This window comes from Rhizobium centroccidentale, assembly GCF_030182565.1.
Lineage (GTDB): Bacteria > Pseudomonadota > Alphaproteobacteria > Rhizobiales > Rhizobiaceae > Rhizobium.
In genome coordinates this window covers 281,065-305,337 of record NZ_JAQJCG010000003.1, presented here as the reverse complement: position 1 = coordinate 305,337, position 24,273 = coordinate 281,065, and the positions used below count along the sequence as shown (strand labels likewise).

Annotated in this window: 29 protein-coding genes; 9 read left to right on the top strand and 20 right to left on the bottom strand. The window is 59.4% G+C overall.

All coding sequences use genetic code 11. The features are described from left to right. Positions 1 to 16: 16 nt before the first annotated feature. The 3 genes from PH562_RS05305 to PH562_RS05295 form a co-directional block, all read right to left on the bottom strand. Positions 17 to 919 carry an NUDIX hydrolase gene (locus tag PH562_RS05305; RefSeq protein WP_285171901.1) on the bottom strand — a complete coding sequence of 301 codons (903 nt, stop codon included), beginning with the start codon at positions 917 to 919 and terminating at the stop codon, positions 17 to 19. Positions 920 to 1,049: 130 nt separating this feature from the next. After that, complete coding sequence (locus tag PH562_RS05300; protein WP_285171900.1) at positions 1,050 to 1,259, bottom strand: hypothetical protein; 210 nt, start codon at positions 1,257 to 1,259, stop codon at positions 1,050 to 1,052. 155 nt (positions 1,260 to 1,414) lie between these two features. Beyond that, positions 1,415 to 2,107 carry a GntR family transcriptional regulator gene (locus tag PH562_RS05295; RefSeq protein WP_285171899.1) on the bottom strand — a complete coding sequence of 231 codons (693 nt, stop codon included), beginning with the start codon at positions 2,105 to 2,107 and terminating at the stop codon, positions 1,415 to 1,417. Positions 2,108 to 2,232: 125 nt separating this feature from the next. Between PH562_RS05295 and PH562_RS05290 the strand changes: the two genes are divergently transcribed. From PH562_RS05290 to PH562_RS05270, 5 genes are read left to right on the top strand one after another with little or no spacing between them, the layout of a single operon-like run. Continuing rightward, entirely contained in the window at positions 2,233 to 3,237 is a 1,005-nt protein-coding gene (locus PH562_RS05290; protein ID WP_285171898.1) for an ABC transporter substrate-binding protein, read from the top strand. 52 nt (positions 3,238 to 3,289) lie between these two features. Further along, on the top strand, positions 3,290 to 4,105 hold the full coding sequence (locus tag PH562_RS05285) for an ABC transporter ATP-binding protein (protein ID WP_285171897.1): 816 nt from the start codon (positions 3,290 to 3,292) through the stop codon (positions 4,103 to 4,105). 3 nt (positions 4,106 to 4,108) lie between these two features. Continuing rightward, entirely contained in the window at positions 4,109 to 4,972 is an 864-nt protein-coding gene (locus PH562_RS05280; protein ID WP_285171896.1) for an ABC transporter permease, read from the top strand. Between the two features lie 55 nt (positions 4,973 to 5,027). Continuing rightward, positions 5,028 to 6,764 (top strand): L-arabinonate dehydratase, encoded by a 1,737-nt coding sequence (gene araD / locus PH562_RS05275; RefSeq protein WP_285171895.1) that lies wholly within the window; start codon positions 5,028 to 5,030, stop codon positions 6,762 to 6,764. A gap of 18 nt (positions 6,765 to 6,782) precedes the next feature. Next, complete coding sequence (locus tag PH562_RS05270; RefSeq protein WP_285171894.1) at positions 6,783 to 7,508, top strand: ribonuclease activity regulator RraA; 726 nt, start codon at positions 6,783 to 6,785, stop codon at positions 7,506 to 7,508. 54 nt (positions 7,509 to 7,562) lie between these two features. Here the strand turns inward: PH562_RS05270 and PH562_RS05265 are convergent, their stop codons facing one another. Both PH562_RS05265 and recX read right to left on the bottom strand, forming a co-directional pair. Beyond that, entirely contained in the window at positions 7,563 to 8,171 is a 609-nt protein-coding gene (locus PH562_RS05265) for a DUF922 domain-containing Zn-dependent protease (RefSeq protein WP_285171893.1), read from the bottom strand. Positions 8,172 to 8,243: 72 nt separating this feature from the next. After that, the gene (gene recX / locus PH562_RS05260) at positions 8,244 to 8,780 is read right to left on the bottom strand and encodes a recombination regulator RecX (RefSeq protein WP_113231264.1); all 537 of its coding nucleotides are present in this window, start codon (positions 8,778 to 8,780) and stop codon (positions 8,244 to 8,246) included. A 261-nt stretch (positions 8,781 to 9,041) separates the two neighbouring features. On the opposite strand from recX, the gene PH562_RS05255 reads away from it, so the two are divergent. After that, a complete protein-coding gene (locus PH562_RS05255) occupies positions 9,042 to 10,073 on the top strand; it encodes an aldo/keto reductase (RefSeq protein WP_285171888.1) in 1,032 nt (343 codons plus the stop codon). Between the two features lie 61 nt (positions 10,074 to 10,134). Here the strand turns inward: PH562_RS05255 and PH562_RS05250 are convergent, their stop codons facing one another. Then, positions 10,135 to 11,169, bottom strand: a complete 1,035-nt coding sequence (locus PH562_RS05250) for an aldo/keto reductase (protein WP_285171887.1) — start codon at positions 11,167 to 11,169, stop codon at positions 10,135 to 10,137. A gap of 94 nt (positions 11,170 to 11,263) precedes the next feature. Here PH562_RS05250 and PH562_RS05245 point away from each other — a divergent pair, with 94 nt between their 5' ends. Next, positions 11,264 to 12,166, top strand: coding sequence for a LysR substrate-binding domain-containing protein (locus PH562_RS05245; RefSeq protein WP_285171886.1), 903 nt, complete (start codon positions 11,264 to 11,266; stop codon positions 12,164 to 12,166). Positions 12,167 to 12,225: 59 nt separating this feature from the next. Here PH562_RS05245 and PH562_RS05240 read toward each other — a convergent pair whose 3' ends face one another. The 13 genes from PH562_RS05240 to PH562_RS05180 all read right to left on the bottom strand — a co-directional run bounded on the left by PH562_RS05240 (position 12,226) and on the right by PH562_RS05180 (position 21,839). Next, on the bottom strand, positions 12,226 to 12,885 hold the full coding sequence (locus PH562_RS05240; protein WP_285171885.1) for a peroxiredoxin: 660 nt from the start codon (positions 12,883 to 12,885) through the stop codon (positions 12,226 to 12,228). A 113-nt stretch (positions 12,886 to 12,998) separates the two neighbouring features. Further along, positions 12,999 to 13,583 carry an RBBP9/YdeN family alpha/beta hydrolase gene (locus tag PH562_RS05235; protein ID WP_285171884.1) on the bottom strand — a complete coding sequence of 195 codons (585 nt, stop codon included), beginning with the start codon at positions 13,581 to 13,583 and terminating at the stop codon, positions 12,999 to 13,001. A gap of 65 nt (positions 13,584 to 13,648) precedes the next feature. Next, the gene (locus PH562_RS05230) at positions 13,649 to 13,819 is read right to left on the bottom strand and encodes a hypothetical protein (RefSeq protein ID WP_154660809.1); all 171 of its coding nucleotides are present in this window, start codon (positions 13,817 to 13,819) and stop codon (positions 13,649 to 13,651) included. 60 nt (positions 13,820 to 13,879) lie between these two features. Further along, the gene (gene msuE / locus PH562_RS05225) at positions 13,880 to 14,440 is read right to left on the bottom strand and encodes an FMN reductase (protein ID WP_285171883.1); all 561 of its coding nucleotides are present in this window, start codon (positions 14,438 to 14,440) and stop codon (positions 13,880 to 13,882) included. Positions 14,441 to 14,808: 368 nt separating this feature from the next. Continuing rightward, positions 14,809 to 16,002: a UxaA family hydrolase gene (locus PH562_RS05220; protein ID WP_285171882.1), complete on the bottom strand. Its 1,194-nt coding sequence runs from the start codon at positions 16,000 to 16,002 to the stop codon at positions 14,809 to 14,811. After that, positions 15,999 to 16,331, bottom strand: a complete 333-nt coding sequence (locus tag PH562_RS05215) for a UxaA family hydrolase (protein WP_285171881.1) — start codon at positions 16,329 to 16,331, stop codon at positions 15,999 to 16,001. The genes PH562_RS05220 and PH562_RS05215 overlap by 4 nt, the downstream gene beginning before the upstream one ends. Positions 16,332 to 16,335: 4 nt before the next feature. After that, a complete protein-coding gene (locus PH562_RS05210) occupies positions 16,336 to 17,034 on the bottom strand; it encodes an RraA family protein (RefSeq protein WP_285171880.1) in 699 nt (232 codons plus the stop codon). A gap of 27 nt (positions 17,035 to 17,061) precedes the next feature. Further along, positions 17,062 to 17,847 carry an SDR family NAD(P)-dependent oxidoreductase gene (locus PH562_RS05205; protein ID WP_285171879.1) on the bottom strand — a complete coding sequence of 262 codons (786 nt, stop codon included), beginning with the start codon at positions 17,845 to 17,847 and terminating at the stop codon, positions 17,062 to 17,064. 14 nt (positions 17,848 to 17,861) lie between these two features. Beyond that, on the bottom strand, positions 17,862 to 18,875 hold the full coding sequence (locus PH562_RS05200) for a zinc-binding alcohol dehydrogenase family protein (RefSeq protein WP_285171878.1): 1,014 nt from the start codon (positions 18,873 to 18,875) through the stop codon (positions 17,862 to 17,864). 65 nt (positions 18,876 to 18,940) lie between these two features. Next, positions 18,941 to 19,732, bottom strand: a complete 792-nt coding sequence (locus tag PH562_RS05195; protein WP_285171877.1) for a transporter substrate-binding domain-containing protein — start codon at positions 19,730 to 19,732, stop codon at positions 18,941 to 18,943. A gap of 47 nt (positions 19,733 to 19,779) precedes the next feature. Then, positions 19,780 to 20,508 carry an amino acid ABC transporter ATP-binding protein gene (locus PH562_RS05190; protein WP_113231010.1) on the bottom strand — a complete coding sequence of 243 codons (729 nt, stop codon included), beginning with the start codon at positions 20,506 to 20,508 and terminating at the stop codon, positions 19,780 to 19,782. After that, entirely contained in the window at positions 20,492 to 21,145 is a 654-nt protein-coding gene (locus PH562_RS05185; protein ID WP_285171876.1) for an amino acid ABC transporter permease, read from the bottom strand. The genes PH562_RS05190 and PH562_RS05185 overlap by 17 nt, the downstream gene beginning before the upstream one ends. Before the next feature lie 10 nt (positions 21,146 to 21,155). Beyond that, positions 21,156 to 21,839, bottom strand: coding sequence for an amino acid ABC transporter permease (locus PH562_RS05180; protein ID WP_285171875.1), 684 nt, complete (start codon positions 21,837 to 21,839; stop codon positions 21,156 to 21,158). Positions 21,840 to 21,993: 154 nt separating this feature from the next. On the opposite strand from PH562_RS05180, the gene PH562_RS05175 reads away from it, so the two are divergent. After that, the gene (locus tag PH562_RS05175) at positions 21,994 to 22,878 is read left to right on the top strand and encodes a GntR family transcriptional regulator (RefSeq protein WP_285171874.1); all 885 of its coding nucleotides are present in this window, start codon (positions 21,994 to 21,996) and stop codon (positions 22,876 to 22,878) included. A 182-nt stretch (positions 22,879 to 23,060) separates the two neighbouring features. Here the strand turns inward: PH562_RS05175 and PH562_RS05170 are convergent, their stop codons facing one another. Further along, the gene (locus PH562_RS05170) at positions 23,061 to 23,582 is read right to left on the bottom strand and encodes an invasion associated locus B family protein (RefSeq protein ID WP_285171873.1); all 522 of its coding nucleotides are present in this window, start codon (positions 23,580 to 23,582) and stop codon (positions 23,061 to 23,063) included. A 504-nt stretch (positions 23,583 to 24,086) separates the two neighbouring features. On the opposite strand from PH562_RS05170, the gene PH562_RS05165 reads away from it, so the two are divergent. After that, positions 24,087 to 24,245, top strand: coding sequence for a hypothetical protein (locus PH562_RS05165; RefSeq protein ID WP_285171872.1), 159 nt, complete (start codon positions 24,087 to 24,089; stop codon positions 24,243 to 24,245). Positions 24,246 to 24,273: the final 28 nt, after the last annotated feature.

Genomic DNA, 24,273 nt, shown 5'->3' with positions numbered 1-24,273 from the left:
TCGATGTGAGCATATGTCAATTGCGGGAGAGTGGTAATTTCGTTCCGGCGAATTCTCGTTCCTCGAGGACTGCGCGGCGGAAGCGGAAGAGCTTGGCCGGACGGCCGCCGGTCTCGCTTTCAGTGCCGCCGGTTTCCTCGACCAGTTCCTGCTGCTCGATCAGCCGGCGGAAATTCTGCTTGTGCAATGTCAGCCCTGCCAACGCCTCGACGGTTTTCTGCAATTGCAGCAGCGTAAAATTTTCGGGCATGAGTTCGAAGACGACGGGCCGATATTTGATCTTGGCCCTAAGCCGCGCCATGCCGGTCGCAAGGATGCGGCGATGATCGGCAAACATCGATCGGCCGAAATTATGCTTGAGATCGCAACCCGCCTCGGTGACGAGACGTGCTTCGTAGAGCAGTTCATAGCGCTGCAGGACGAGATCCTCGTTCCATGCCGCACCATTCAGCCCGAAGTCGAAGTCGACGCGGCGGCGGCGCTGGCCGCTGCGCATCGCGTCCTCGCCGATCCAGGATGTGAGCCGAGCGGCGATATCGTCGAGGATCGGCGGCCGGCCATCTCGATGATCCTCCCAGGGAAGATATTCGTACCAGCCATGCCACCCCGGCATCCCGCCGCCGGGTGCCGCTTGCTCGCGCACCAGCCCCAGATAGCTGATGGAAATCGTGCGACCGCCGAGAATATCATTGTTTCGATCGCGATCGGCAAAGGTATAAAGCTGTTCCAGATAGCCGACAGGATGGGCCGTTTGCTCCTGAACCCATTCGCGCAATCCGCTTTGCAGCGTGCGATGTCCGAGCTCAAACGGGCCGGATGGCAAAGCATCGCCCGACCGCACCGTCATTACCCTCGGATCACTACCCGTAACGGCCGTCAGAACCGCAATCAGCTCCGCATGCGCAAGCCCGATGGTCAAGCGAACTCCATGAATTGTTTCCCTGGGACTTTGTCGCATGAAGCGAGGCGCAAGCCAATGCGGGTGCTGGCGCGCTCCACATCTACTGGCAAAATGAAGCGTATCGAATCAATCGTGGAAATAGCGATCTTTACTGACGAGATTCCACCAGGTTTCTTCCCGCATCGGTCAGCACGATAAAACCTTGCTCCCGCTCAACGAGACCAAGATCCATTGCATCCTCCCAGATGGGCAATCGGGGACAGCTCGTCCACCACGCATCCATGACCTCGCGATAAGGTCGCGGACCAGCTTTCAAAAAAACCAGGAGATCAATGACAAGGCTATTGGGCGCTTCCAATATCACCTCCCTAAGTGGTGAAGCGAAAATATAAACCCTCAGGCCATCATTGTCATGATGCGCTCGATGAGTTTTGGCGGCTGTTAGATTGCCGGCGGCATCGATCCTTGTTGGTGCCGCTGCAACCCTACAAGGCAGCCACGCAAATTTCGGGCCTAGCGGCTCACATAGTCTGGATACTGTTCGCAAATGAGATCGACGATCGACAAGGTGCCCGACAAATGCCGGCGCAAAGCAGCGACGGCAGCCTCCGCATCGGCCGAGCTGATAGCATCGACCACGGCTTGATGATCGACAATGATCTGCTCAAGCTTGCCGGGCATCGGCAGGTTGAGCATGCGCAGCCGGTCGAGATGCACGCTCTGGCGCCGAACCGTCGACCATAGGCCGAGAATGCCGGCACGCTCATAGAGAACGCGATGGAAATCCTTGTCGAGCATATCGAAGAGATCATAGGTTTCCTGTGACACCACATGCTTCTGTCGAGCCAGGATGCCTTCGAGGATTGCTGCGGTTTCCGCAGGCGAATCCGCAGCCAGCCTGCGAACAGCCTCCAGTTCGATCGACAATCGCAGGAAATGTGCCTCGGTCGCGTTGCGGATATCGATCCTCGCAACGACCGTCGCATATTGCGGATACACCTCCACCAACCCCTCCTCCTCAAGCCGGATCAGGGCATCGCGCACGGGCGTCTGGCTGACATTGAATTCGCTTTGCAGCGAGATGCGCGACAAGACCGTCGTTGGCGGCAGGCTCATCGAAAGAATGCGCGATCGCAGGATCTCGAGAATCTGAGGCCCAACTTGGCGGGAGCGATCGAGCGCGAATTCTTTCGGGTTGAGCTTCACTGGCGGCCTTTCTGATCGAGAGCGTTTGCTCATTAAACACAGTTCATGGCTTGATGCACTGATACATTAGTGCTTTAGTTGATCCAAGCCAACTTCGTTTTTGTTGGACCAATCGGGAGGAGCAAATGAGAGGATTTCTTCGCTGTCTGACCGCGGTCGGCATGGTGGTCGCAGGCAACTTTTCGGCCGGTGCGGCCGAAAAGACCGATATTTCGATCACGCGCCAGCCGGGCATTCTTTATCTCGCCAGCCATGTGATGGAGACGCAGAAGCTGATCGAGAAGCATGCGGCCGCCGATGGCCTTCAGGGCGTCAAAGTGGAATGGCGGACCTTCAGCGGTGGCGGCGCGCAGACCGACGCGCTGCTGTCCGGCAACGTCGACATCGTCAATACCGGCACCGGCAATCTGCTGCTGCTTTGGGACCGCACCCGAGGCAAGGTCAAGGGGATCGTCACCAATTCGGCCCAACCTGTCATCATGGTTTCGCGCGACCCGCGCATCCAGTCGCTTAAGGATATTCAACCGAACGACAAGATCGCCGTGCCGACGGTCGGCGTCTCCACGCAGGCAATCCTCTTACAGATGGCCGCCGCGCAAATGTATGGCGACGACCAGGTACACAAGTTCGACGCCAATACGGTGCAGCTTGGCCACCCCGATGCGATGGCAGCGCTCGCCAACCAGACCCATGAAGTCAAAAACCACTTCTCCGCCCCGCCCTTCCAATATTTGGAGCTGAAGCAGCCGGGCGTTCACAAAGTCATCGATTCTCGCGACATCATCGGCGGTGAGCTGACGCAAGGCACCTTCTTCACCACGACGCAGTTCGCAAGCGCCAACCCGACGATCATCAAGGCCGTGCGCGAGGCGACGGCTGAAGCAATCGACTTCATCAAGAAGGATCCGAAACCGGCCGTGGAAGCCTACAAGACCGTCAGCGGCGACAAGACCAGCGTCGAGGATCTTTTGGCGATCCTGAACGAGCCGCACATGATGGAGTTCCGCATGGATCCACAGGGAACCATGAAGTTCGCGGCGCACCTCCACAAGATCGGTACGCTGAAGACCATGCCCAAGGCCTGGACCGACTATTACCTGCCGGAAGCCGCCGATCTCAATGGCAACTGAGGCCTGCGGGCGGCGCGAATGCCGCCTTCAAGCCACCTCACGGAGAAGGTCCATGCTTCAGGCAAAAACGCGTACTGACATGCCGATGACGGAAACAATGACCGCAAAACCGCTCTTGAATGTCGACAGGGTAACGCTTCGCTACAAGACGCCGAACCTGCTGATCACCGCGACGGAAAATGTCAGCTTCTCCGTTGCCCAGTCCGATCGCTTCGTCCTCCTCGGCCCCTCAGGCTGCGGAAAATCGACGCTGCTGAAGGCAATCGGCGGCTATATGACACCGACGACGGGCCGCATCGAAATCAAGGGGCAACCGGTCAGGAGACCCGGCGCCGACCGCATGATGGTCTTTCAGGAATTCGACCAATTGCTGCCCTGGAAGACGGTCCTGGAAAACGTCATGTTCCCGCTGACGACGGCCCGCCGCCTGCCGCGCGGCGAAGCCGAGGCCATCGCCCGCGATTATATCGACAAGGTCAAGCTCACCCGCGCGGTCGACACTTACCCGCACATGCTGTCAGGCGGCATGAAGCAGCGTGTCGCCATTGCCCGCGGCATGGCGATGCAGCCCGATATCCTGCTGATGGACGAGCCTTTCGCCGCGCTCGATGCCCTCACCCGCCGACAGATGCAGGACGAACTCCTACAGCTCTGGGAAGACACGCGCTTCACCGTCATCTTCGTCACCCATTCAATCGCCGAGGCGATCAAGATCTCCAATCGCATCCTGCTGCTGTCGCCGCATCCCGGTCGGGTCAAGGCCGAAGTGCGCGAGGTGGAAGCCGTCCGTGACGATCCCGCTGCTGCCGCCAAGCTGGAACAGGAGATCCATCACATGCTGTTTGCCGAGCAGGGACACAGGGAGTAAACCATGAGCGCGCCACAGATCATCCTTGCTCCACAGACAACGGAAGTCGCCGGCCACATCGCAGCCGTCGAGCAAAAGCTCGGCACGATGGAACTCCTCTGGCAGTCGGGCCTGTTCCGCAAGTCATTGCTGATCGTTATCCTCGCCGTCATATGGGAGACCTATGCCCGGCATCTCGACAATCCGCTGCTGTTCCCGACGCTGAGCGACACGCTGACGGCGCTTTACGACCGGTTCGCCGATGGCGTCCTGCCGGCTCGCATCTGGACCACGCTGAAGATCCTGGTGACCGGTTACATCTCGGGAACAGCGCTCGCCGCCGTCCTGACGGTTGTTGCGATCAACACCCGCATCGGCACTGATTTCCTCGAAACCATGACGGCGATGTTCAATCCGCTGCCGGCCATCTCGCTGCTGCCGCTCGCCCTCATCTGGTTCGGGCTCGGACCGGCAAGCCTCATCTTCGTGCTCATACATTCCGTCCTATGGGCCGTCGCGCTCAACACGCATGCCGGCTTCCTCGGCGTCTCCCGCACCTTGCGCATGGTCGGCGCCAATTATGGGCTGACGGGACTTTCCTATGTCTTCCGCATCCTGATCCCCGCCGCCTTCCCGTCGATCCTCACGGGCCTGAAGATCGGCTGGGCCTTCTCCTGGCGCACGCTGATCGCAGCCGAGCTCGTCTTTGGCGTCTCCTCCGGCCAGGGCGGCCTCGGCTGGTTCATCTTCGAGAACCGCAATCTTCTCGACATCCCCTCGGTCTTTGCCGGCCTGCTGACTGTGATCGTCATCGGGCTTATTGTCGAAAACCTGGTTTTCCAAACGATCGAACGCCGCACCCTGCTAAAATGGGGCATGAAGGAATGACGCGGCGCACGCTTTTATCCCTTCGACCAACATTCGAATACAAGGCGCAACTACAATGAACAGCAGGAAGAAGCCCCAGGATTTACGCAGCGCCAGATGGTTCGCCCCGGATGACCTGAGAAGCTCGGGGCACCGCTCGCGCACCATGCAGATGGGCTATGCGCCGGAGGAATGGACGGATAAGCCCGTCATCGCCATCCTCAACACCTGGTCCGATGCCAATCCGTGCCACGCACATTTCAAGCATCGCGTGGAAGACGTGAAACGCGGTATTCTGCAGGCCGGTGGCTTTCCGCTGGAGCTACCGGCGCTGTCGCTGTCGGAAAGCTACGTGAAGCCGACGACCATGCTCTATCGCAACATGCTCGCGATGGAGGCCGAAGAGCTTTTGCGCTCGCATCCGGTCGACGGTGCCGTCCTGATGGGCGGCTGTGACAAGACCACGCCGGGTCTTGTCATGGGCGCGCTCTCCATGGGCCTGCCGATGATCTATCTGCCGGCCGGCCCGATGCTACGCGGCAATTACCGCGGCGAATATCTGGGGTCCGGATCCGACGCCTGGAAATTCTGGGACGAGCGCCGCGCCGGCACCATCTCGGAGAAGGAATGGGTCGATGTCGAGGCCGGCATCGCGCGCTCCTATGGTCATTGCATGACCATGGGTACGGCAAGCACGATGACGGCGATCGCGGAGGCACTGGGGCTAACGCTGCCCGGCGCAAGCTCGATTCCCGCGCCGGACGCCAATCATATCCGCATGTCGTCGGCCGTCGGCCGGCGTATCGTCGAGATGGTGTGGGAAGATCTCGTTCCCTCTAAAATCGTCACGCAAGCCGCCGTCAACAATGCCGTGGCGGTGGCGATGGCGACGGGCTGTTCCACCAATGCCGTCGTCCATCTGATTGCCATGGCACGCCGCGCCGGCACCAATCTCTCGCTCGACGATCTCGACAAGGCCGGACGCACGACGCCGGTGCTCGCCAATATCAGGCCAACAGGTAAGGCCTATCTGATGGAGGATTTCTATTATGCCGGCGGCCTGCGGGCGCTGATGGCGAAGCTATCTTCCAAGCTCGACCTCTCGGCGCTCACCGTATCCGGCATCACCCTCGGCGAAACGCTGGAAGGTGCGAAATGCTACAATGACGACGTGATCCGTTCGCTCGACAATCCGGTCTATCACGAGGGGTCGCTTGCGGTGCTGAAGGGCAATCTTGCGCCGACCGGCGCCGTCATCAAGCCCGCCGCCTGCGATCCGCGCTTTCACAAGCATCAGGGACCGGCACTCGTCTTCGACAGCTATCCGGAGATGAAGGCGGCGGTTGACGATGAAAATCTCGACATCACGCCCGATCACGTCATGGTGCTGCGCGGCGCCGGCCCGCAGGGTGGCCCAGGCATGCCGGAATGGGGCATGCTGCCGATCCCGAAGGCGCTGCTCAAGAAGGGGCACAGAGATATGCTCCGCCTCTCCGACGCCCGCATGAGCGGCACCAGCTACGGCGCCTGCATCCTGCACGTCTCGCCGGAATCGCATGTCGGTGGACCGCTGGCCCTTTTGCGCAACGGCGATATCGTCCGCCTCGATCTCGAGGCACGGCGCATCGACATGCTCGTTGACGGAGACGAATTGCAGCGCCGTCGCGATGCCTGGGTCAAGCCGGCGGAAAAATTCGGCCGCGGCTATGGCTGGATGTTCTCGCGCCATGTGGCGCAGGCCGATACCGGCTGCGATTTCGATTTCCTGGAAAACAGCTTCGGCCCGACGCCGGGCGAACCCGACATCTACTAATCACGAGGAATATATCGCATGAGCAATTATGTGCTGAGCAACGAGACGCGCGACAAGCTGATGGGCGTCGCAACACCGACGATCGCCACCGCGCTTTTCCGGCGCGGCTTGCGCAACCAGTTCATTCAGGATGTGCGCCCTCTTTCGTCGAAGAAGGCAAACATGGTCGGCCAGGCTTTCACGCTACGCTACATTCCGGCGCGCGAGGACCTGAACACGTTGGAAGTCTTCCGCAACCCCGAGCATCCGCAACGCGCCGCCGTCGAGCAATGCCCTCCCGGTTTCGTACTGGTCATGGATAGCCGCAAGGATGCGCGCGCCGCTTCGGCCGGCTCCATTCTTGTCTCGCGGCTGCAGGTGCGTGGCGTGGCCGGCGTCGTCACCGATGGCGGCTTCCGCGACAGCCCGGAAATCGCCGCCCTCGATATTCCCTCCTATCATCACCGCCCATCGGCGCCGACGAACCTGACGCTGCATCAGGCGATCGAAATCAACGGTCCGATCGGCTGTGGCGATGTCGCGGTGTTTCCCGGTGACGTTCTCGTCGGCGACAATGAGGGCGTCATCGTCATCCCGGCGCATCTCGCCGACGAGATTGCCACAGAGACCGTGGAAATGACGGCCTATGAGGATTTCGTCACCGAAGAAGTCATGAATGGCGCGACCATCATCGGCCTCTATCCGGCGACCAGCGACGCGCCGAAACAGAAGTTCGCGGAATGGCGGAAACAGAAGGGCCGCTAAGGCTTGATTAAATAGACGCAGCCGGTCACGCGCGGCTGGCTGCGTTTCTCAAGGCTATTCTTCCTTGACCAGCTTCAAAACGAGCTGCTGGAGATTACCGCCATCGCTGAATTCGACCTTATCGAAGTCACTATTGCGCCGCCGTTCCTTGTTGGAAATCTCACCGAGCCGCTTCGTCAGCTCCACGCGAATTTTGCTGCATTTCGGGTCGTCCGGGATGGAGAAGCCAACGCTCACAGCTTCGATCTCTTTGACCATATCCTTGATGAACCCACCATGCACACGCTCATGCGCCTCGACCCCGGCGATGAACTTCTGCCAGCTTTTGCGGATCGATGGCGGCAATTGCGCCGAAGGTTTCGGCAATGTGTAGGTGATGATCAGTTTCGGTACGTTGGCCGTGATCATGCAGGCACCATCCGGCTGCGGCTCGTATTTGCGTGTCCAGGTCAGCTTGAAATCGGTATGTGCAATCGCCCTCACCTTGGGTCCGAGCAAGGGGCCGCGCTCCCCGATGGAGTCGTAAAGCTCGCGCCCCGAGGTTCCGGTAATCGCATAGGTCTTGACCTTCTCGACCGCCTGCCACTCGGCGCGGGCCGTCATCGGCAAGGAAGCGATGCACATCGCCACTGCGAGCAATCGAAAATTCACTGTCACCAACATCCTCATATTCACGGCCTCGGGCGCCGCGACGCTATCCGTTGGCCCCGGCTATTTCAACGGGGATAGCGTGCTTCAAAATGCCGAGTTCTCCTCAAGCACTTCCTCGGCATCCTCCCGCTCCATCTCGAAGACCCTTTTTCCAATCGCGAAGCTGAAACCGTTGCGGGCGAAGGCAGACAATTCCTTTGCCTTGCGCTTCTCGTCGAGATCACCGCGCCGGAAAGGCCCGAAACCGCGTTTCCTGGCAAAGATGACGGCGGAATGGAGATCATCGACCTCTTCCACCGCCGCAACGACCGTTTCACCATCTATGCCCTTGGACGCGAGCTTGAAGGCAATGGCTTTCTTCGATTTGCCGGAACGAACAGCCGAGCGTGTGCTGATCTCGGCGAAGGCGACGTCATCAAGCACCTTCAGTTCATAGGCAAATTTCACCGCGAAATCGGCAAGCGCCTTGATCTGTGCGCCGCTGATATCCTCGAATTTCTGCTTCGCTTTCTTGGAAATCGCATCGAACAGCTGCTTCTCCGTCATCATCCGGCGCTCGAGACGATAGATGGTGGAGTTGCGTGCCCAGGAAAGCATGCGGCTTGTCGGCGTTTCATCCATGAAGGGAAGCATTCGGCGAGAGAAGAATCATCACGGAGAATTTTACGCAAGCCGAGCCACTCAGGCAATGAATGCGCTTGGTAATCATGGGATGATTGGTTATGCTCCTCTCGCGGCCAAGACGGTCAAACGCCGAGCGTCGAACCCCATCGACGGTGGAGGCCGTCTCAAACACCACATATTGCTATGGATCACGGAGCCTGCGGCTTTCCCGACAGCTTTGCCGATCGGGCACCGGCACTCCGTTCAGAGGAGGCAGGAATGGATTATCGCAAGCTCGGCCCAAGCGGGGCCGTCGTCACGGCCTATTGCCTTGGCACCATGACTTTCGGCGCGGAGGCAGACGAAGCCGCGTCGCACGGGCTTCTCGACGATTACTTCGCATGGGGCGGCAACTTCATCGACACCGCCGATGTCTACAGCGCCGGCAAGTCGGAAGAGATCATCGGCCGCTGGCTGAAGGCGCGTCCGACGGAAGCGCGCCAGGCCGTGATCGCCACCAAGGGCCGCTTTCCGATGGGCAATGGTCCGAACGATATCGGTCTTTCACGCCGGCATCTGGGTCAAGCCCTGGATGATTCGCTGCGACGTCTCGGCGTCGAGCATATCGATCTCTACCAGATGCATGCCTGGGATGCCCTGACCCCGATCGAGGAGACGTTGCGGTTTCTCGACGACGCCGTGCGCGCCGGCAAGATCGGCTATTACGGCTTCTCCAACTATGTCGGCTGGCACATCGCCAAGGCCGCCGAGATCGCCAAGGCACAGGGCTATACCCGGCCAGTGACGCTGCAGCCGCAATATAATCTGCTTGTCCGCGACATCGAGCTTGAGATCGTCGATGCCTGCCTCGATGCCGGCATGGGCCTGCTTCCCTGGTCGCCGCTCGGCGGTGGCTGGCTGACCGGGAAATACAAGCGCGACGAAATGCCGACCGGCGCCACAAGGCTTGGCGAAAACCCCAATCGTGGCAGCGAATCCTTTGCGCCGCGCAATGCGCAGGAGCGGACCTGGGCAATCATTGCCACCGTCGAGGAGATTGCCAAGGCGCGAGACGTGACCATGGCACAGGTGGCGCTTGCCTGGACGGCAGCAAGACCGGCGGTGACTTCAGTCATCCTCGGCGCCCGCACGCGTGAGCAGCTTGCCGACAATCTCGGCGCCGCCAAGCTGACGCTGACGGAGGCGGAGATGGATCGGCTGAACGAGGTGAGCGCGCCCCAACCCGCCGCCTATCCTTATGGCGAAAGCGGCCGGAACCAGCGCCATCGCAAGATCGAGGGTGGCCGTTAAGTTTCATGCGGCGGCGGAGCATTTGCCTGCTTCGCCGCCGTCGTTAAGATCGCCTGCCGTGTCAGACCAGGGGCGGGTTGAGTCTGGCGAAGCCCTCCTGACGCCGATAGGGAAAATAGGGATAGGGGGCCGTCATCTCACTGACCTTATCCAGCCTCTCGATCTGCTCTTTCGAAAGAGTCCAGCCGACCGCGCCGAGATTCTGCCGCAGCTGCTCTTCATTGCGCGCGCCGATGATGACGCTTGCGACCGTCGGCCGGCTCAAGAGCCAGTTGAGGGCGATTTGCGGCACGCTCTTCCCGATTTCACCAGCAATTTCGTCCAGCACATCGACAATATCGAACAGCGTCTCGTCATCGACGGGCGGGCCGAAGGTCGCCGTCTCATGAAGCCGGCTCTTTTCGGGCAATGGTTGACCGCGGCGGATCTTGCCCGTCAGCCTGCCCCATGCCAGCGGGCTCCAGACGAGGGCACCGACATTCTGATCGCGGCCCAACGGCATCAGCTCCCATTCGTAATCGCGGCCAGCGAGTGAATAATAGACCTGATGGGCGACATGGCGCACGTAGGCATGCTTCTCGGAGACGGCGAGCGATTTCATCAACTCCCAGCCGGCGAAGTTGGAGGCACCGATATAGCGGATCTTTCCCGCCTTCACGAGGTTATCGAGAGTGGAGAGCACTTCTTCGATGGGCGTCGAGGCGTCGAAGGCATGCAGCTGCAAAAGATCGATGTAATCGGTGCCGAGACGCCGCAAGGCGGCATCGACGGATTTGATCAGGCGCGAGCGCGAGCTGCCCCAATCGGCCGGTCCATCGCCCGCCGGCAGTGCTGTCTTGGTCGAGATCAGGACAGCATCCCGCCTGGCCCGGATCGCCTGACCAAGCACCTCTTCCGATGCGCCTGCCGAATAGACATCGGCCGTGTCGAAGAGATTGACGCCCGCCTCCAGGCAGATATCGACCAGACGGCGCGCTTCCGCCGCATCCGTCGAGCCCCAGGCGCTGAAGAGAGGTCCGCTACCGCCGAATGTGCCGGCGCCGAAACTGAGAACCGGAACGCGTAAGCCCGAGGCACCGAGATTTCTATATTCCATTGTCTGTCTCCTGTTGGTTCTTCAGATAGATAGACGCGGCGATAGAGATGATATAGATTGCCGGAGAGAAACTCATTTATGACTTCAATTCATCATGAGCCGCCAAGAGATCAACCGTTCCGGTGAAATGGAAGTCTTCGTGCGCGCCGTGGAACTCGGCGGCTTCACCGCTGCAGCCATAGCCTGCCGGATGACGCCTTCAGCCGTCAGCAAACTCGTCACGAGACTTGAAAAGCGCCTCGGTGCGCGGCTGATCCACCGTTCGACGCGGCGATTGCAGCTCACCCCAGAGGGATGCGCCTTCTTCGAGCGCAGCGTCGCCATTCTTGCCGATATTGCCGAAGCCGAACGCCATGCATCGGCGGGAGAGCAGGTGGCCGGCCATATCCGGATCAACACCAGCGGCTCCTTCGGCAATCATGTGCTGGCTCCGCTCGTTCCAAGTTTCATGGCGTTGCACCCGAATGTCTCGCTTGAGATCTTCCATACGGACCGGGTCATCGACCTGATGGAGGAGCGCGCCGATGTCGCCATCCGCGCCGGACCGCTGAAGAGCTCCAGCCTAACGGCCCGCAAGCTTGGGGCAACGCGAAATATCATTGTCGCCTCGCCTGATTATCTACGCAGGCATGGGACGCCGCGCTCCGCGGTCGAGCTGACAAAACATCGTCGCATCAGCTTTAGCTATTCCCGGGCGATCGAAGGCTGGCCTTTGCTAGATAATGGCGAGGTTGCGACGATCCCCGCTGCGCGCAGCCTGCAGGTGGGCGACGGCGAAGCCATGCGGCACCTTGCGCTTGCCGGCACAGGCCTGGCGCGGCTTGCCGCCTTCACCGTCAAATCGGATATCGCAGCCGGGCGGCTGCAGCCTGTGCTGGAAGAGCTCAATCCAGGCGACAGCGAAGAATTCCACGCCGTCTATATCGGCCAGGGCGGGCCGCTGCCGGCGCGCGTGCGCGCCTTGCTGGATTTTTTGCGCGAAAACGTTCACCTGTAAAAGCGACGCGGCCGTCAGGGCCGCATCGTGTCAGCTAAGACTCTTAATCACCACGCCGATCAGGCCGATGGCTGCCGAGTCTTGCGCAGATAGGGCAATACCGTGTCGAACGAGCCGAAGCGGGTAATGGCATCTTCGTTGGAGACTGCGGCGGTAATGATGACGTCCTCACCCTGCTGCCAGTTTGCCGGTGTTGCGACCTGATGCTTGGATGTCAGCTGGATCGAGTCGATCGCACGCAGGATTTCGCCGAAGTTGCGGCCTGTCGTCATCGGATAGGTGAGGATCAGCTTGATCTTCTTGTCCGGGCCGATGACGAAGACGGAGCGGACGGTGGCGTTGTCGGCGGGCGTGCGGCCCTCCGAGCTTTCACCGGCGCCTGCCGGCAGCATGTCATAGAGCTTGGCGACCTTCAGGTCCTTGTCGCCGATCAGCGGATAGTCGACATCGAAACCGGTCGCCGTCTTGATATCGTTCTTCCAGCGGCCATGGCTCTCGACCGGATCGACCGAGATGCCGATGATCTTGACGCCCCGCTTGCGGAATTCGCCTTCCAGGCCGGCCATTGCGCCGAGTTCCGTCGTACAGACCGGCGTAAAATTCTTCGGATGCGAGAAGAGCACTGCCCAGCCATTACCGATCCAATCATGGAACTGAATCTCGCCCTGCGTCGTCTCCGCCGTAAAATCCGGCGCGATATCGTTGATGCGCAAACTCATTGTCTTACCTCCAAAGAACATACCCCGGCACGCGCTTGGGATGGCGGCCAAAAGGCGAGAAGAAAAATTCGCAGCACAATGGCGTCGAATGTCCGATATGAAAAGCCCTTCTTTTAAATGGACGCCGCGATTGCCGCTGAAAACCCCTGCGGCCTGCGATGCCTGCTGCGCGCTTTCAGCATTTCAAGGAAGCCGTAACCGCTTGCCCAGCGCCCGAAACCGCTCGCTACGTTGATATGCCCGGCAAGACCGATATTGCGGACGTCCGAATTCCAGAGCCGTCCGAACATGCCAAGCCGGTCGAGGCTCATATAGATGTCGTTCAGGCTCCCGACCGTCATGCTGGGAAAAGGCAGCGTTTCGGTCGGCATGGTGCCGAAGGACAGATGTCCGGCGTGCAGGGTTTCCGTCACCGGAATATCGCAGGGCGCTACGAGTAGAGCGCCTTTGACCCTTCGTGCGGCCTGGCGGCCAGCCAATTTCGCTGTCAACACACAGCCAAGGCTATGGGCGACGACATAGGCTTCTCCGGCCTCTTCCAGCGCAGCTTCCAATTTCTCCATCCAGCTGCCGAGATTGGGAAAGTCCCAGTCATCCTGCTCGACGAGCCGAACGTCGGAATGATCCTGCAGCCAATAGCGCTGCCAATGCCCCTCGGCGGAGCCGAAAAGGCCGGGCACGATCAGTACTCTGGTCATGGAAGCCTCACGAGGAAAAGCGATCGAATGCAAAGCTTGCGACAGGAAATCAAAAATGCATCCCTTCAATGCCAAGGCGCGGGGGATGTACACCAATAGTAGATCTCGTAGTCGCGCGCGGAGAGCTCTCGCTCGCCAGGCTCGGGCCGATCGACGGACCGGATGCGTCCATCCTCATCCCGCAACGCACGCCCAGCGAAAATCGTCTTCAGGCGGCTAATGACATTCCATTTCATGTAACCCTCCATTTGGTTGATAGATCCGAGGCGGTTGAAGGCAATTTGTCCGTCAGCCCATCATTCGGCCGCAGCGAGCACCCTTACCGAATGCGGGAAGAAAGCCGAGAGCTCACCGACGACCTCATTGATCCGGTTGGCCAGCGGTTCCGAAGAGACCTTGTAGTCGATAAAATCACGATCCGACGCATAGACAGCGGTTGGCAGGGTGTGTGCCATGAAGAAGCCGAAGAGCGGCCGCAGCTGATGTTCCACCATCAGCGCGTGCCTGTCTCCGCCGCCGGTCGCGGTGATGATGATCGGCTTGGCGCGCAGCTCGTGTGGATCGATAAGGTCGATCAGATGCTTGAACAGCCCGGGGTAGGATCCCTTGAACGTCGGCGAACCGATAATCAGCGCATCCGATGAGACGATATCGTCGATCACGCCTTTCGCCTGGTCATCGAGATCCTTGCGCCACTGAGCGGCGCCGAGGGATGGACCAACATCGTGCAGATCATAGACCTTGGCTGAGAAGCCATATCGCTCAATTGCCAAATCCGCGACGGTCTGGACCAGCGCGTAGGTCTTCGACGGCCTGTTGAAGCTGCCGGCAATGCCGACGAGTTTGGGCACACTCATTCTCATCCCTTCCGGAGATCGCATGCATTTTCGATAATGCAAATATTGTCCATAAAAATAGTAGATTAAAAGAAACAGCGATCTCTGAAGGCACGGGAATTGGAAAATCTCTTTCTACGTTGCAACCAGCTGGACGGGGCGCGACAATGTCGGTGCGCGGGCCAAAAGCCTTAGCTCGGGCTATGTCATGGGTAAGAAGCCCGCGACATGGCGGGACGTGGCACACTGAAGACTGCGGCTGTCCTCTACCAGAGTCCGTCAGCTTTTAGCTGGATCGCAATGCAAAATGGCACCGTGTCGACGAAGTTCCTGAGGCCTTCGAGCTACATCATTGCGCCGCATATGCTTCAGCTTAAATCCGGCAGATTCTAGGCCGGCAGGCATGCCGGCCCGATCGGCTCAAAGGACTTGTAGGTCAGGATGAACTCCTGATGGCCAAGGCTTTCCGACTTCGTCGGTTTGCCACCGGCAACGTCCTGCAGAAGCGTGACGATCTCCTGGCCGACCTCATCAAGGCTTGCTCGTCCCTCGAGGATACGGCCAGCATCGACATCCATGTCTTCCTCCAGCCGGCGGTAGGTATCCGGATTGGCGCAGATCTTGATCACCGGCGAGATGGCCGAGCCTGAGACCGAGCCGCGACCGGTAACAAAGAACACCATGTGACAGCCGGATGCGATCATCTCGACAATTTCGGCATTGTCGGAAATATTCGGGAAGCCGAACCGCACCTCGCCATCAGGCACCACGTCCATCAGGTAAAGACCGCCACGCGGCGGAATATCACCGGGCTTGATCAGGCCGGCGATCGGCGATGCCCCCGACTTGGCGTAAGCGCCCATCGACTTCTCTTCGATCGTCGTCAGCCCACCATCGGCATTGCCCGGTGCAAAGCTGCCGTAGCCGAGCGTGGCATAGTAACGTGCCGCCTTGGCAACCGCCGCACGAAGCTCATTGGCGAGTTCGGGCGTGACCGCGCGATCGGCCATGATCTCCTCGCAGCCGATGAGCTCGCCGGTTTCCTCGAAAATGCAGGTAGCACCGGCCGCCACCAGAGAATCGAAAGCCCGGCCCGCCGCCGGATTGCCGGTAATCCCGCTCGTTCCGTCCGACCCTCCGCAAACCGTTCCGACGATCAGCTCGCTGATGTCCATCGGGACGCGCTCATCTTGGGCAAGCGCCTCAAGCTGCTTGCTTACCCAGACACGACCGGCCGCAATCGTGCTGCGCGTGCCGCCATCGTTCTGGATGGTCAGGGTCTTCACCGGCCTGCCGCTCTCCTCGATGATCTTGGATAGCGAGTATTTGTTGAAGCTTTCACAGCCGAGCGACAGCAGCAGAACCGCACCGATATTCGGATGGGTACAGAGCCGCTCCATCATCCTTTGCGCGTAGGCATTGGGAAAACAGCCGGGGAAGCCGATGAGATGAACCTCCTGCCCATCGAAAGCCGAGATGATCTGACGTCCGACGTGGTGGGCACATTCCACCAGATAGGCGACGGCGACGATATTGCGGATGCCTTTGCGGCCATCCGGCCGCAGATAGCCTTGCAAGGTCATTTTTTGATAACCTCCTGGATGTCGAAGAAGTGGCTCGATGTGTAGTCGCTCTTGACGTTGTGCACGTGGACGTGGTCACCGGGCGCGATCGGCGCGATGGCAGAGCCGATCGGAGCGCCGTATTTGTAGACTTTGGCGCCCGGTGCGACTTCATGCCGGGCGATCTTGTGACCTCGCGAAATCGTCTTTGCGAGCGTCACCTCCCGTTCCCCGACGCGAACACGTTCCCCTGCGGGAATATCCTCACGGCAGACGAAAACATTGTCTTTTTCCGAAAGCAGCAACAGCCGCGGGTCATCGGCATGTGTTAGCGGCGCGCCAGAGCCCATGACCTCACATCACCCCAAACGTCGCGAAGGCTTCGACTGTGCTCATGCCGTTGCGGATTGCCTCCGCCACCTTGTTTTCGGTACGCACCTTCTCCAGGGCAAGCGAAATCGCTTCCTTTTCGACCGCCTTCGGGATAACGAGAATGCCTTCGCGGTCGCCATAGAGCAGATCTCCGGGTTCGATGCGGACACCTTCGATTTCGATCGGCGTATTGTAGTCGATGACCTTGCCGCGCGGCCCCTGATCCTGCGCATAGATCCCGCGGGAAAAGGCCGGGAAGCCGAGCCGCTCGATTTCGCCGGCATCGCGCACATAACCGTCGAGAATGGCACCCGCGGCCTGCAGATGAGCGGCTCTCGTCGACATCAGACCGCCCCAAAGTGCGTAACGAAGCGACGAACCCGTGGCAATATAGACGTCGCCCGGCTTCAGCGAATCCAGCGCTTCGAACATGATGCCGAACGGCTTGTCAGCGAGCGGGCCGAAGGAGCCCTTCCCATCCGAGAAGACATCGGCCTCAAGCACCGGCATTGCGCGGCCGGCGATCTTCATGTCGTCGCGCAGAGGCTTGATACCGGCGGGGAGGAACTGTCGACGATGGCCAAGCGTATCAAGGATATCGCCGACGACAGCGGTAAAGAGCTCGGCTTTCAACACGCGGAACAGATCGGCATCGGTTGAATAGGTCGCTATGGTATCCATCGGGGAAACCTCCCTTCATTGCAATTTTTAGAAACCGACGACGGCGCCGCCGTCTACGATGATGGTCTGGCCGGTGATATAGCCGGCGGCAGGCGATGCGAGAAAAGCGCATGTCCAGCCGATTTCCTCAGCCGAGCCGAGGCGGTTCATCTGGATGCGGCCCATGATTTTGGCGCGGCGAGCCGGATCGTTGGCCGTAGCCTTCTGAAAGAGATCCGTATCGATCCAGCCGGGCGCCACGGCATTGACACGGATTCCTCGGCCGGCGAATTCGGCCGAAAGCCCGCGCACGGCACCCGTCAGCGCCGTCTTCGCCGTCGTATAGCCCATCACCAATGGCTGGCCGATGAAGGATGTCATGGACGCGGTGAAGAGCACGCAGCCGCTTCCTCTTGCGATCTGACCAGGCAGAAATTGCCGGGTCAGTTCCAGCGCGCCGCGAACATGGACATCCATGACTTCGTCGAAGTCGGCAATATCGGATTCCTCGAACGGCTTCTTCACCGTATTCCCGGCATTGTTGACGACGATATCGACAGGGCCGTGCGCCTCCTCCACTCCGGCCGCGAAAGCCTTGATCGAGGCAAGATCGCGAAGGTCGAGCTGTGCGGCTTTTGCCAGGGGGCCAATCGACGTCGCTGCTTCCTCGAGGAGATCCGACCTGCGGCCTGCCAGCACCACCTCAGCACCCGAGGCCGCGAGGCAACGCGCGATCGCGAGGCCCAGTCCGCTACCTCCGCCGGTTATCAGCGCGCGCTGCCCGTCCAGTCGGAACGCGCCATGCCAGTCGGGAAGCGCGGTTGGAGATTTCATACTTGCTTGCATATTCATCTTTCGACAATGACCTTCAAAACGTCGCGGTTCTTGTCCCAAAAGGGCAATGCACCTTCGGCCTCGGCGAAAGGTATGACCTTGGAAATGAGCGAGGCGGCACGATCGCCGATCGTCTCGAGGTAAGCGATCACCGCATCGAAATCGGACCTGGTCGCGTTGCGCGACCCCATGATATCCAACTCCTTGAGATTGAACATTTGCGTCTGATAGGTGACGGGCGCCTTGGCATAGCCGACATAGACGACGCGCCCGCAAAAGCCGGCCAGATCGATCGCCTGGCGAAAGGTTTCCGGGAGGCCGACCGCCTCGAAGGCCACATCGACGCCCTGATCATCAGTCAGTTCGACAATGCGCGCGGCGACATCTTCCATACCGGCATCGATTGTGTGACGAGCTCCGAACTGTTTTGCCAGCGCGGTCTTTTCCGAGCTGAGATCGACGGCGATCACTTCGGCTCCGCGAGCAACGGCTCCGATGACCACGCCCATGCCGATCATGCCGCAGCCCAGCACGACGATGCGATCACTCGACGAAACGCGGCCCCGCGCCACCGCATGGAAGCCTACCGATAGCGGCTCGACCAAGGCAAGAAAACGAGGATCGAGCGTGTCATTCAGAATCACCTTTTCCGCGGGAAGAACGATCTCTTCGGCAAGCCCGCCATCCTGCTGAACACCGAGCGTCCGATTGTAGCGGCAGGCATTCACGCGACCCTTGCGGCAGGAAGAGCAGGTGCCGCAACTGGTGTAGGGAAGGACGATGACGCGCCCTCCCGGTTGATAGGCGGACGAAACGCCCGAGCCCGTCTCGATGATCTCGCCACCGATCTCGTGACCGGGAATGCGCGGCAGCTCCACCAGCGGGTTGAGACCTCGAAACGTGTTGAGATCACTCCCGCAGATGCCGACATGGCGCACGGAAATACGGACATCGCCTTCCCCGAGCTGCGGGCGAGCGACATCGGTGAAACGGCTGACACCTTCACTTTCGATCAACAGGGCTTTCACGGGACGATACCTTTCCGGTTTGGGGGCGTGAACCGGACGCTTGCGCCCGGTTCGCTGGAAACAGTTCAGTTCAGGGTAGCGATGTCGGCCGGCAGGTCGACGCCGTTGTATTTCTTGTAGATCTCGTTGAGTTTGCCGGTCGCAAGGTTCTCGTCGACGAACTTGTCGAGCCGCTGCTTCAAGGCAGCCTCTCCCTTGCGGATGCCTATGGCATAGGGGAATACCTTGAGCACCATCTTCACCTCGAATTTCGACGCCGGATTGCGCTCGTTGGCCGCCTTCATGATTTGCGGCGACGTCGCCATCACATCGACCTGGCCGCTGACGAGTGCCGTGACCAGAGTGGCGTCGTCATCATAACGCACGATTTCCGATCCGTCGTTGACCTTCGTGACTTCCTTGTCGTTGACGCTGCCGCGCGTGGTGCCGATGCGCTTGCCCTTCAGGTCGGCCATGGTCTTGATGGTCTGGCCGGCAGGTGCCGCGACGACCGATTGGATCACACCATAGGGCTTTGAATAGTCGATGACCCGCTTGCGCTCGTCCGTCACGCTGAGCGACGCGATGACCATATCCGCCTTGCCCGTCTGCAGATAAGGAATGCGGTTGGGACTGGTCACCTGGACGATATCAAGCGGCTGACCCAGCTGCTCGGCAAGAAGCTTGGCAACTTCGACATCGGAGCCATAGGGTTGCATGTTGGCATCGATCATGCCGAACGGCGGCGAGCCGAGATCGAGGGCGATAAGGACCTTTTTCCGGGCCTGGATATCCGCAAGGGCGTCTGCCTGCGCATGGCTGGCGAACGTGCCCAGGATCGCAAGTGCGGTGGCTGCTAGAATATGACGGCGCTTCATGGTTCTCCTCCGATTTAATTTTGATTGCGTTTCGCTGCCCGTGGTCCTCAAAGCCCGTTGCCGACGAAACTGCGCAGTTCCTCGGTCTGAGGGGCATCGAGCAGGGCTGCCGGGCCATGCTCCCAGACCCTGCCGAGATGCATGTAAAGGACGTTGCTTGCCACTTTCCGGGCAAAAGCCATTTCATGGGTGACGAGGATCATCGTCATGCCGCCCCGCGCCAGGTTTTCGATGACCTTCAGCACCTCGCCGGTCAGCTGCGGATCAAGCGCGGACGTCACCTCGTCAAACAGCATGACTTGCGGCTGCATGGCCAGCGACCGGGCGATTGCAGCGCGCTGTTGCTGGCCGCCGGACAATTGCTCGGGGTAGAAAGAGGCTTTCTCGGCAAGTCCGACCCGACCGAGACAGTCGAGCGATATATCCCGGGCTTCGGCCTTGCTCAGCCTCTTGACGCAGGTCAGCGCCAGCGAAGCATTCTCGAGGACGGTCAGATGCGGAAACAGGTTATAGCTTTGGAAGACAATGCCAACGTCGCGGCGAAGCGCGCGTTTGTCGAGATCCGGCGAGTGGATCTTGTGCCCGCAAACCTCGATCTCGCCGCCTTGAATGGTCTCCAGCGCATCGATGCATCGCAAAGCGGTCGACTTGCCCGAACCGGACTGTCCGATGATGGCAACCACTTCGCCTGCATCGACCGAGAAGGAAACACCGTTCAGGACCTGCAGCGCGCCAAAGCTCTTGCGGACATCGGATAATCTAACGATTGGAGACATTCAGTTTCCTTTCCAGCTTCCGGCTGGCGAGCGTGAGCGGGAAGCAGATGGCGAAATAGATTGCGGCGACCACCATGAAGATGCTGAAGGGCTCGAAGGTGGAATTGTTGATCAGCTTGCCGGCCTGCGCGAGCTCGACAAAACCGATCGCCGAGGCAAGCGATGTGTTCTTAATCACCTGAACGAGGAAGCCCACCGTGGGTGGCGTCGCGATGCGCAGCGACTGGGGAAGAATGACCCGAGTCATGCGTTGCCAGCGCGAGAGACCAAGACATTCCGCGGCCTCCCATTGTGTCTTGGCAATCGACCGGATCGAGCCGCGCCATATCTCGGCAAGAAAGGCCGAAGTGTAGAGCGTGATCGCGACACCGGCCGCCAGCAAGGCCGGAAGATTGTTGAACCCGGCAATGCTGAGCCCGAAATAGACGATGAAAAGCAATACCAGAAGAGGCGTTCCCTGGATCAGTTGCACATAGATCGTCGCAGTCCAGCGAATGATGCGGCTCGGCGAGATCCGTGCCAGAGCCACGACGAAGCCGACCAAACCGCCGCCGATGAAACCGAGCGCCGACAATGCGAGCGTCCAGACGGCCGCCTCGAGCAGGAAGATGAACTGTGTCAGGCCGAAGGTGGGCATGGGGTCCTCCTCACAAGGCCGTGCCGAGCTTGCGCTGGCGCTTGAAAACCACGAAACCTACTCCAAGAAGCGCCCATCGCATGAGGAAGGACAGTGCCAGGTAGAGAGCACCGACGACGATGTAGGTCTCGAAGGACAGGAAGGTGTCGGACTGGATGCGGTTGGCGACTGCCGTCAACTCCTCCGCTGAAATCTGTGACGTGATCGACGACGCGAGCATGAGCAGCACGAATTGGCTGACGAGCGCCGGATAGACCCGTTCGACCGCCGGCTGGAGAATGACATGCCAGTAGGTTTGCGCAGGCGAAAGCCCGAGACACTCGGCCGCCTCGATCTGAGCCTTCGGAACGGCCTCGATGCCGGCACGCATGATCTCGCAGACATAGGCGCCGATGTTGATGACGAGCGCGATGGTGGCAGCGACATTGGCCGGAATGCGCAGGCCAAGCGTGGCGATGCCGAAATAGATGATGAACAGCTGCACCAGCAGCGGCGTATTGCGGATGACGTCGACATAGGCGCCGACGACCGTCTTCAGCATCGCCGAGCCGCTGGTCCGTGCGATCGCACAGAACGTGCCCAGCACAAACCCCGCGATAGTTGCCGCCACCGAAAGCTGAATCGTCAACCAGACGCCTTCGGCAAACTGATCCCAATAGGGAAGCAGGCCCTCGAAATCAAACGTGTAGCTCATGCGACGCCATCTTCCCGGCAGCGCCAATGAGCAACGAGATGTGCTGGTCTCATTCCCGAGCTATCCTCCCTAGCTTGAGACGGAATCTACACGGTTGAGGCGATCGATTTAAAGTGGTATTTTTTGTTTAAAAAACCAGAGAATCCAAATCTGCATGCGTTCTGAAAACCTCTTCAAACGGCAGTTCAACGAGTTCCTGCGCCACGTACAATCGGTCGGTCACGGCCACCCTCTTGGCTCGGAACGCGAGATCGGCCGAACCCTCGGCACCAGCAGAACGACGGTTCGCAAGTGCCTGGCGGCTGCGACGGAGAGCGGCCTTCTTTCCAAGGATAGGATAGTGCTGCGGCAGACGGAACCTTCCGAGCTCTATGATGAAGCAGAGACCATCCCGCCGACATTGATTGTCGAACGCGCTTTCCTGACATGGATACTCCAATCCGACAGCGGTCCGGGCCAGGCAATCAACGCGCTTCAGCTCGCGCGGCAGTTCGGCGTGTCGACGACGACGATTCGCGAGTTTCTGCAGAGCTTCCGGCATTTTGGCCTGATGGAGCGCGAAGCCGGCGGCAAATGGGTCTTCCGCGGCATGACGTTGGAATTCGCCAACGAGCTTTCCGATATCCGCGAAATTTTCGAAATGCGGTCCGTCATGCGCTTTGCGGAGCTCGATGACAGCGACCCGAGCTGGAACGAGCTACGCAGGCTGCGCACCGAGCATCTTGAGCTGCTGGAGACGATCGAGACCGACTATCACCGGTTCTCGCTTCTCGACGAGCAACTGCATCGCTTGATCAACAGCGCTTCCAGCAATCGCTTCGTCACCGAGTTCTACCACGTCATCTCGCTGATTTTCTTCTACCATTATCAATGGAACAAGAAAGACGAGCGCATTCGCAACGAAGCGGCTGTCTATCAGCATCTGGCTTATATCGATGCGATTCTCTCAAGAGACCAGAGGAAAATTAGCCAGACCTGCACGGCACATTTGAGCGAGGCGCGCCGGACATTGCTTGCAAGCATCACCCGGGAAACCTGAAAAAAGTCCACTCGAATAGCTGTCGGCAGACGATCTCCGGCAACCATCGGCAACACGACCGAAACCGGGTTCGCGATATTCGATACCACGGCGAAAGCAATGGAAAGGGGCGGCCATTGGATTCCGCTTCTATGCCGTTGTAGCTCGGAGAAAAGACGCCATCTACCACACGCAACGACCTGCTACTGAAGGGTCGATCCCGATCTGATGCCGGCTCTTGCGGCATAAGGATCGACAATGGAAAGCGCCCGGCTGAGAGCCTCGGCAAACCCATTAAGCGAAATGACGTAGCTTACATCACGACCCGTGTCGGTCGCCGCCAGCATCACGCGGAGGCTACGCCGCCGCTTTAGGCTGGTAATCATGGCTGCATCGAGCTTCAGCTCGACCGGACAGCCGCGCGAAGAAGCCGCACCGAACGACTGAGCCAGACCCAAAGCAGCTTCGTCACCCCGCGGCAGCCGCCCGCTTCGCAGATGCAGCCCCAGCGGCAAGGCCAGGATGCCCCTCAGACTCCCGCCGTCGGGAGTAAGCTCGATCGAAAGCACTGGCGCGTTTGTCTGCAGATCATACAGCGTATAAGAAATCGCATAATATGGCCGCGCATGCTCGGCAGTTCCCTGATTGACGATGGTCAGTGTCCAGTCGCCGTAACGCTCCTGCAATGTACCCGAACCGGCGGCGATGGTAGTCCGGCCAACCATCACAATCCTCCGCGCGGTCGATTTGCCAATATGGGCAAGCGTCTATCGGCTCGCCTTATGAGGGCGAACAACGCCCTCCCATTCATCTCCGCTCCCCGCACCATTATGCGCCCCACCTTACCTCTCGCTCCTCACAACCTAAGGTTATCTCGATAACAATAGCGTAAATTTCACGTCAACGCATCATAGATTTTATGTAGCGACAAGAATTACACTTTCATCATGTTCAATTGATATAACCTCCATCGGCCTTAACAAGCTATTTTTGCAGATTATACATAGAATATATGACCTCAAAATATGTCATTTAATTTGTATTATTAATTGTTACTTAAATTTTACTTATATTGAAAACAACAATGACAGACAAAATAGGTGTGCATGATATTGCAAAAGTCGCTCACGAATGGAGCGAGCAATGCACAAGCTCGGATTATCAAATAGGCAGACGATGCAATCTCGCACTGGAAACGAAGGCCTGGAGCGAGGCTGGCCGGAGGTCATTTGAATGACGGCTCCCAGAAAGGCACATCGACGACCTCTCTTGCCACCCTCGTGTCGGCAAGATCAGCACGATCGCTTTCCGGCAAAACACTGGCCGCCAACGATCCCGGCGGCAATGTCGGCAGCCGCAGCTCCGGTCCGTTCTGGCAGAAATTATGAAGCTGATACCGAGCAGGTTGATAGCGTG

Coding starts and splice junctions, on each gene's coding strand:
- PH562_RS05265 (WP_285171893.1), bottom strand. CDS start 8,171: ATGTTGGTGACAGTGAATTTTCGATTGCTCGCAGTGGCGATGTGCATC.
- PH562_RS05170 (WP_285171873.1), bottom strand. CDS start 23,582: ATGGTTGGCCGGACTACCATCGCCGCCGGTTCGGGTACATTGCAGGAG.
- PH562_RS05190 (WP_113231010.1), bottom strand. CDS start 20,508: ATGTCTCCAATCGTTAGATTATCCGATGTCCGCAAGAGCTTTGGCGCG.
- PH562_RS05235 (WP_285171884.1), bottom strand. CDS start 13,583: ATGACCAGAGTACTGATCGTGCCCGGCCTTTTCGGCTCCGCCGAGGGG.
- PH562_RS05285 (WP_285171897.1), top strand. CDS start 3,290: ATGCTTCAGGCAAAAACGCGTACTGACATGCCGATGACGGAAACAATG.
- PH562_RS05205 (WP_285171879.1), bottom strand. CDS start 17,847: ATGAAATCTCCAACCGCGCTTCCCGACTGGCATGGCGCGTTCCGACTG.
- PH562_RS05195 (WP_285171877.1), bottom strand. CDS start 19,732: ATGAAGCGCCGTCATATTCTAGCAGCCACCGCACTTGCGATCCTGGGC.
- PH562_RS05270 (WP_285171894.1), top strand. CDS start 6,783: ATGAGCAATTATGTGCTGAGCAACGAGACGCGCGACAAGCTGATGGGC.
- PH562_RS05250 (WP_285171887.1), bottom strand. CDS start 11,169: ATGGAATATAGAAATCTCGGTGCCTCGGGCTTACGCGTTCCGGTTCTC.
- PH562_RS05255 (WP_285171888.1), top strand. CDS start 9,042: ATGGATTATCGCAAGCTCGGCCCAAGCGGGGCCGTCGTCACGGCCTAT.
- PH562_RS05185 (WP_285171876.1), bottom strand. CDS start 21,145: ATGCCCACCTTCGGCCTGACACAGTTCATCTTCCTGCTCGAGGCGGCC.
- PH562_RS05245 (WP_285171886.1), top strand. CDS start 11,264: ATGAGCCGCCAAGAGATCAACCGTTCCGGTGAAATGGAAGTCTTCGTG.
- PH562_RS05210 (WP_285171880.1), bottom strand. CDS start 17,034: ATGGATACCATAGCGACCTATTCAACCGATGCCGATCTGTTCCGCGTG.
- PH562_RS05280 (WP_285171896.1), top strand. CDS start 4,109: ATGAGCGCGCCACAGATCATCCTTGCTCCACAGACAACGGAAGTCGCC.
- PH562_RS05220 (WP_285171882.1), bottom strand. CDS start 16,002: ATGACCTTGCAAGGCTATCTGCGGCCGGATGGCCGCAAAGGCATCCGC.
- recX (WP_113231264.1), bottom strand. CDS start 8,780: ATGGATGAAACGCCGACAAGCCGCATGCTTTCCTGGGCACGCAACTCC.
- PH562_RS05215 (WP_285171881.1), bottom strand. CDS start 16,331: ATGGGCTCTGGCGCGCCGCTAACACATGCCGATGACCCGCGGCTGTTG.
- PH562_RS05230 (WP_154660809.1), bottom strand. CDS start 13,819: ATGAAATGGAATGTCATTAGCCGCCTGAAGACGATTTTCGCTGGGCGT.
- PH562_RS05175 (WP_285171874.1), top strand. CDS start 21,994: ATGCGTTCTGAAAACCTCTTCAAACGGCAGTTCAACGAGTTCCTGCGC.
- PH562_RS05240 (WP_285171885.1), bottom strand. CDS start 12,885: ATGAGTTTGCGCATCAACGATATCGCGCCGGATTTTACGGCGGAGACG.
- PH562_RS05180 (WP_285171875.1), bottom strand. CDS start 21,839: ATGAGCTACACGTTTGATTTCGAGGGCCTGCTTCCCTATTGGGATCAG.
- msuE (WP_285171883.1), bottom strand. CDS start 14,440: ATGAGTGTGCCCAAACTCGTCGGCATTGCCGGCAGCTTCAACAGGCCG.
- araD (WP_285171895.1), top strand. CDS start 5,028: ATGAACAGCAGGAAGAAGCCCCAGGATTTACGCAGCGCCAGATGGTTC.
- PH562_RS05290 (WP_285171898.1), top strand. CDS start 2,233: ATGAGAGGATTTCTTCGCTGTCTGACCGCGGTCGGCATGGTGGTCGCA.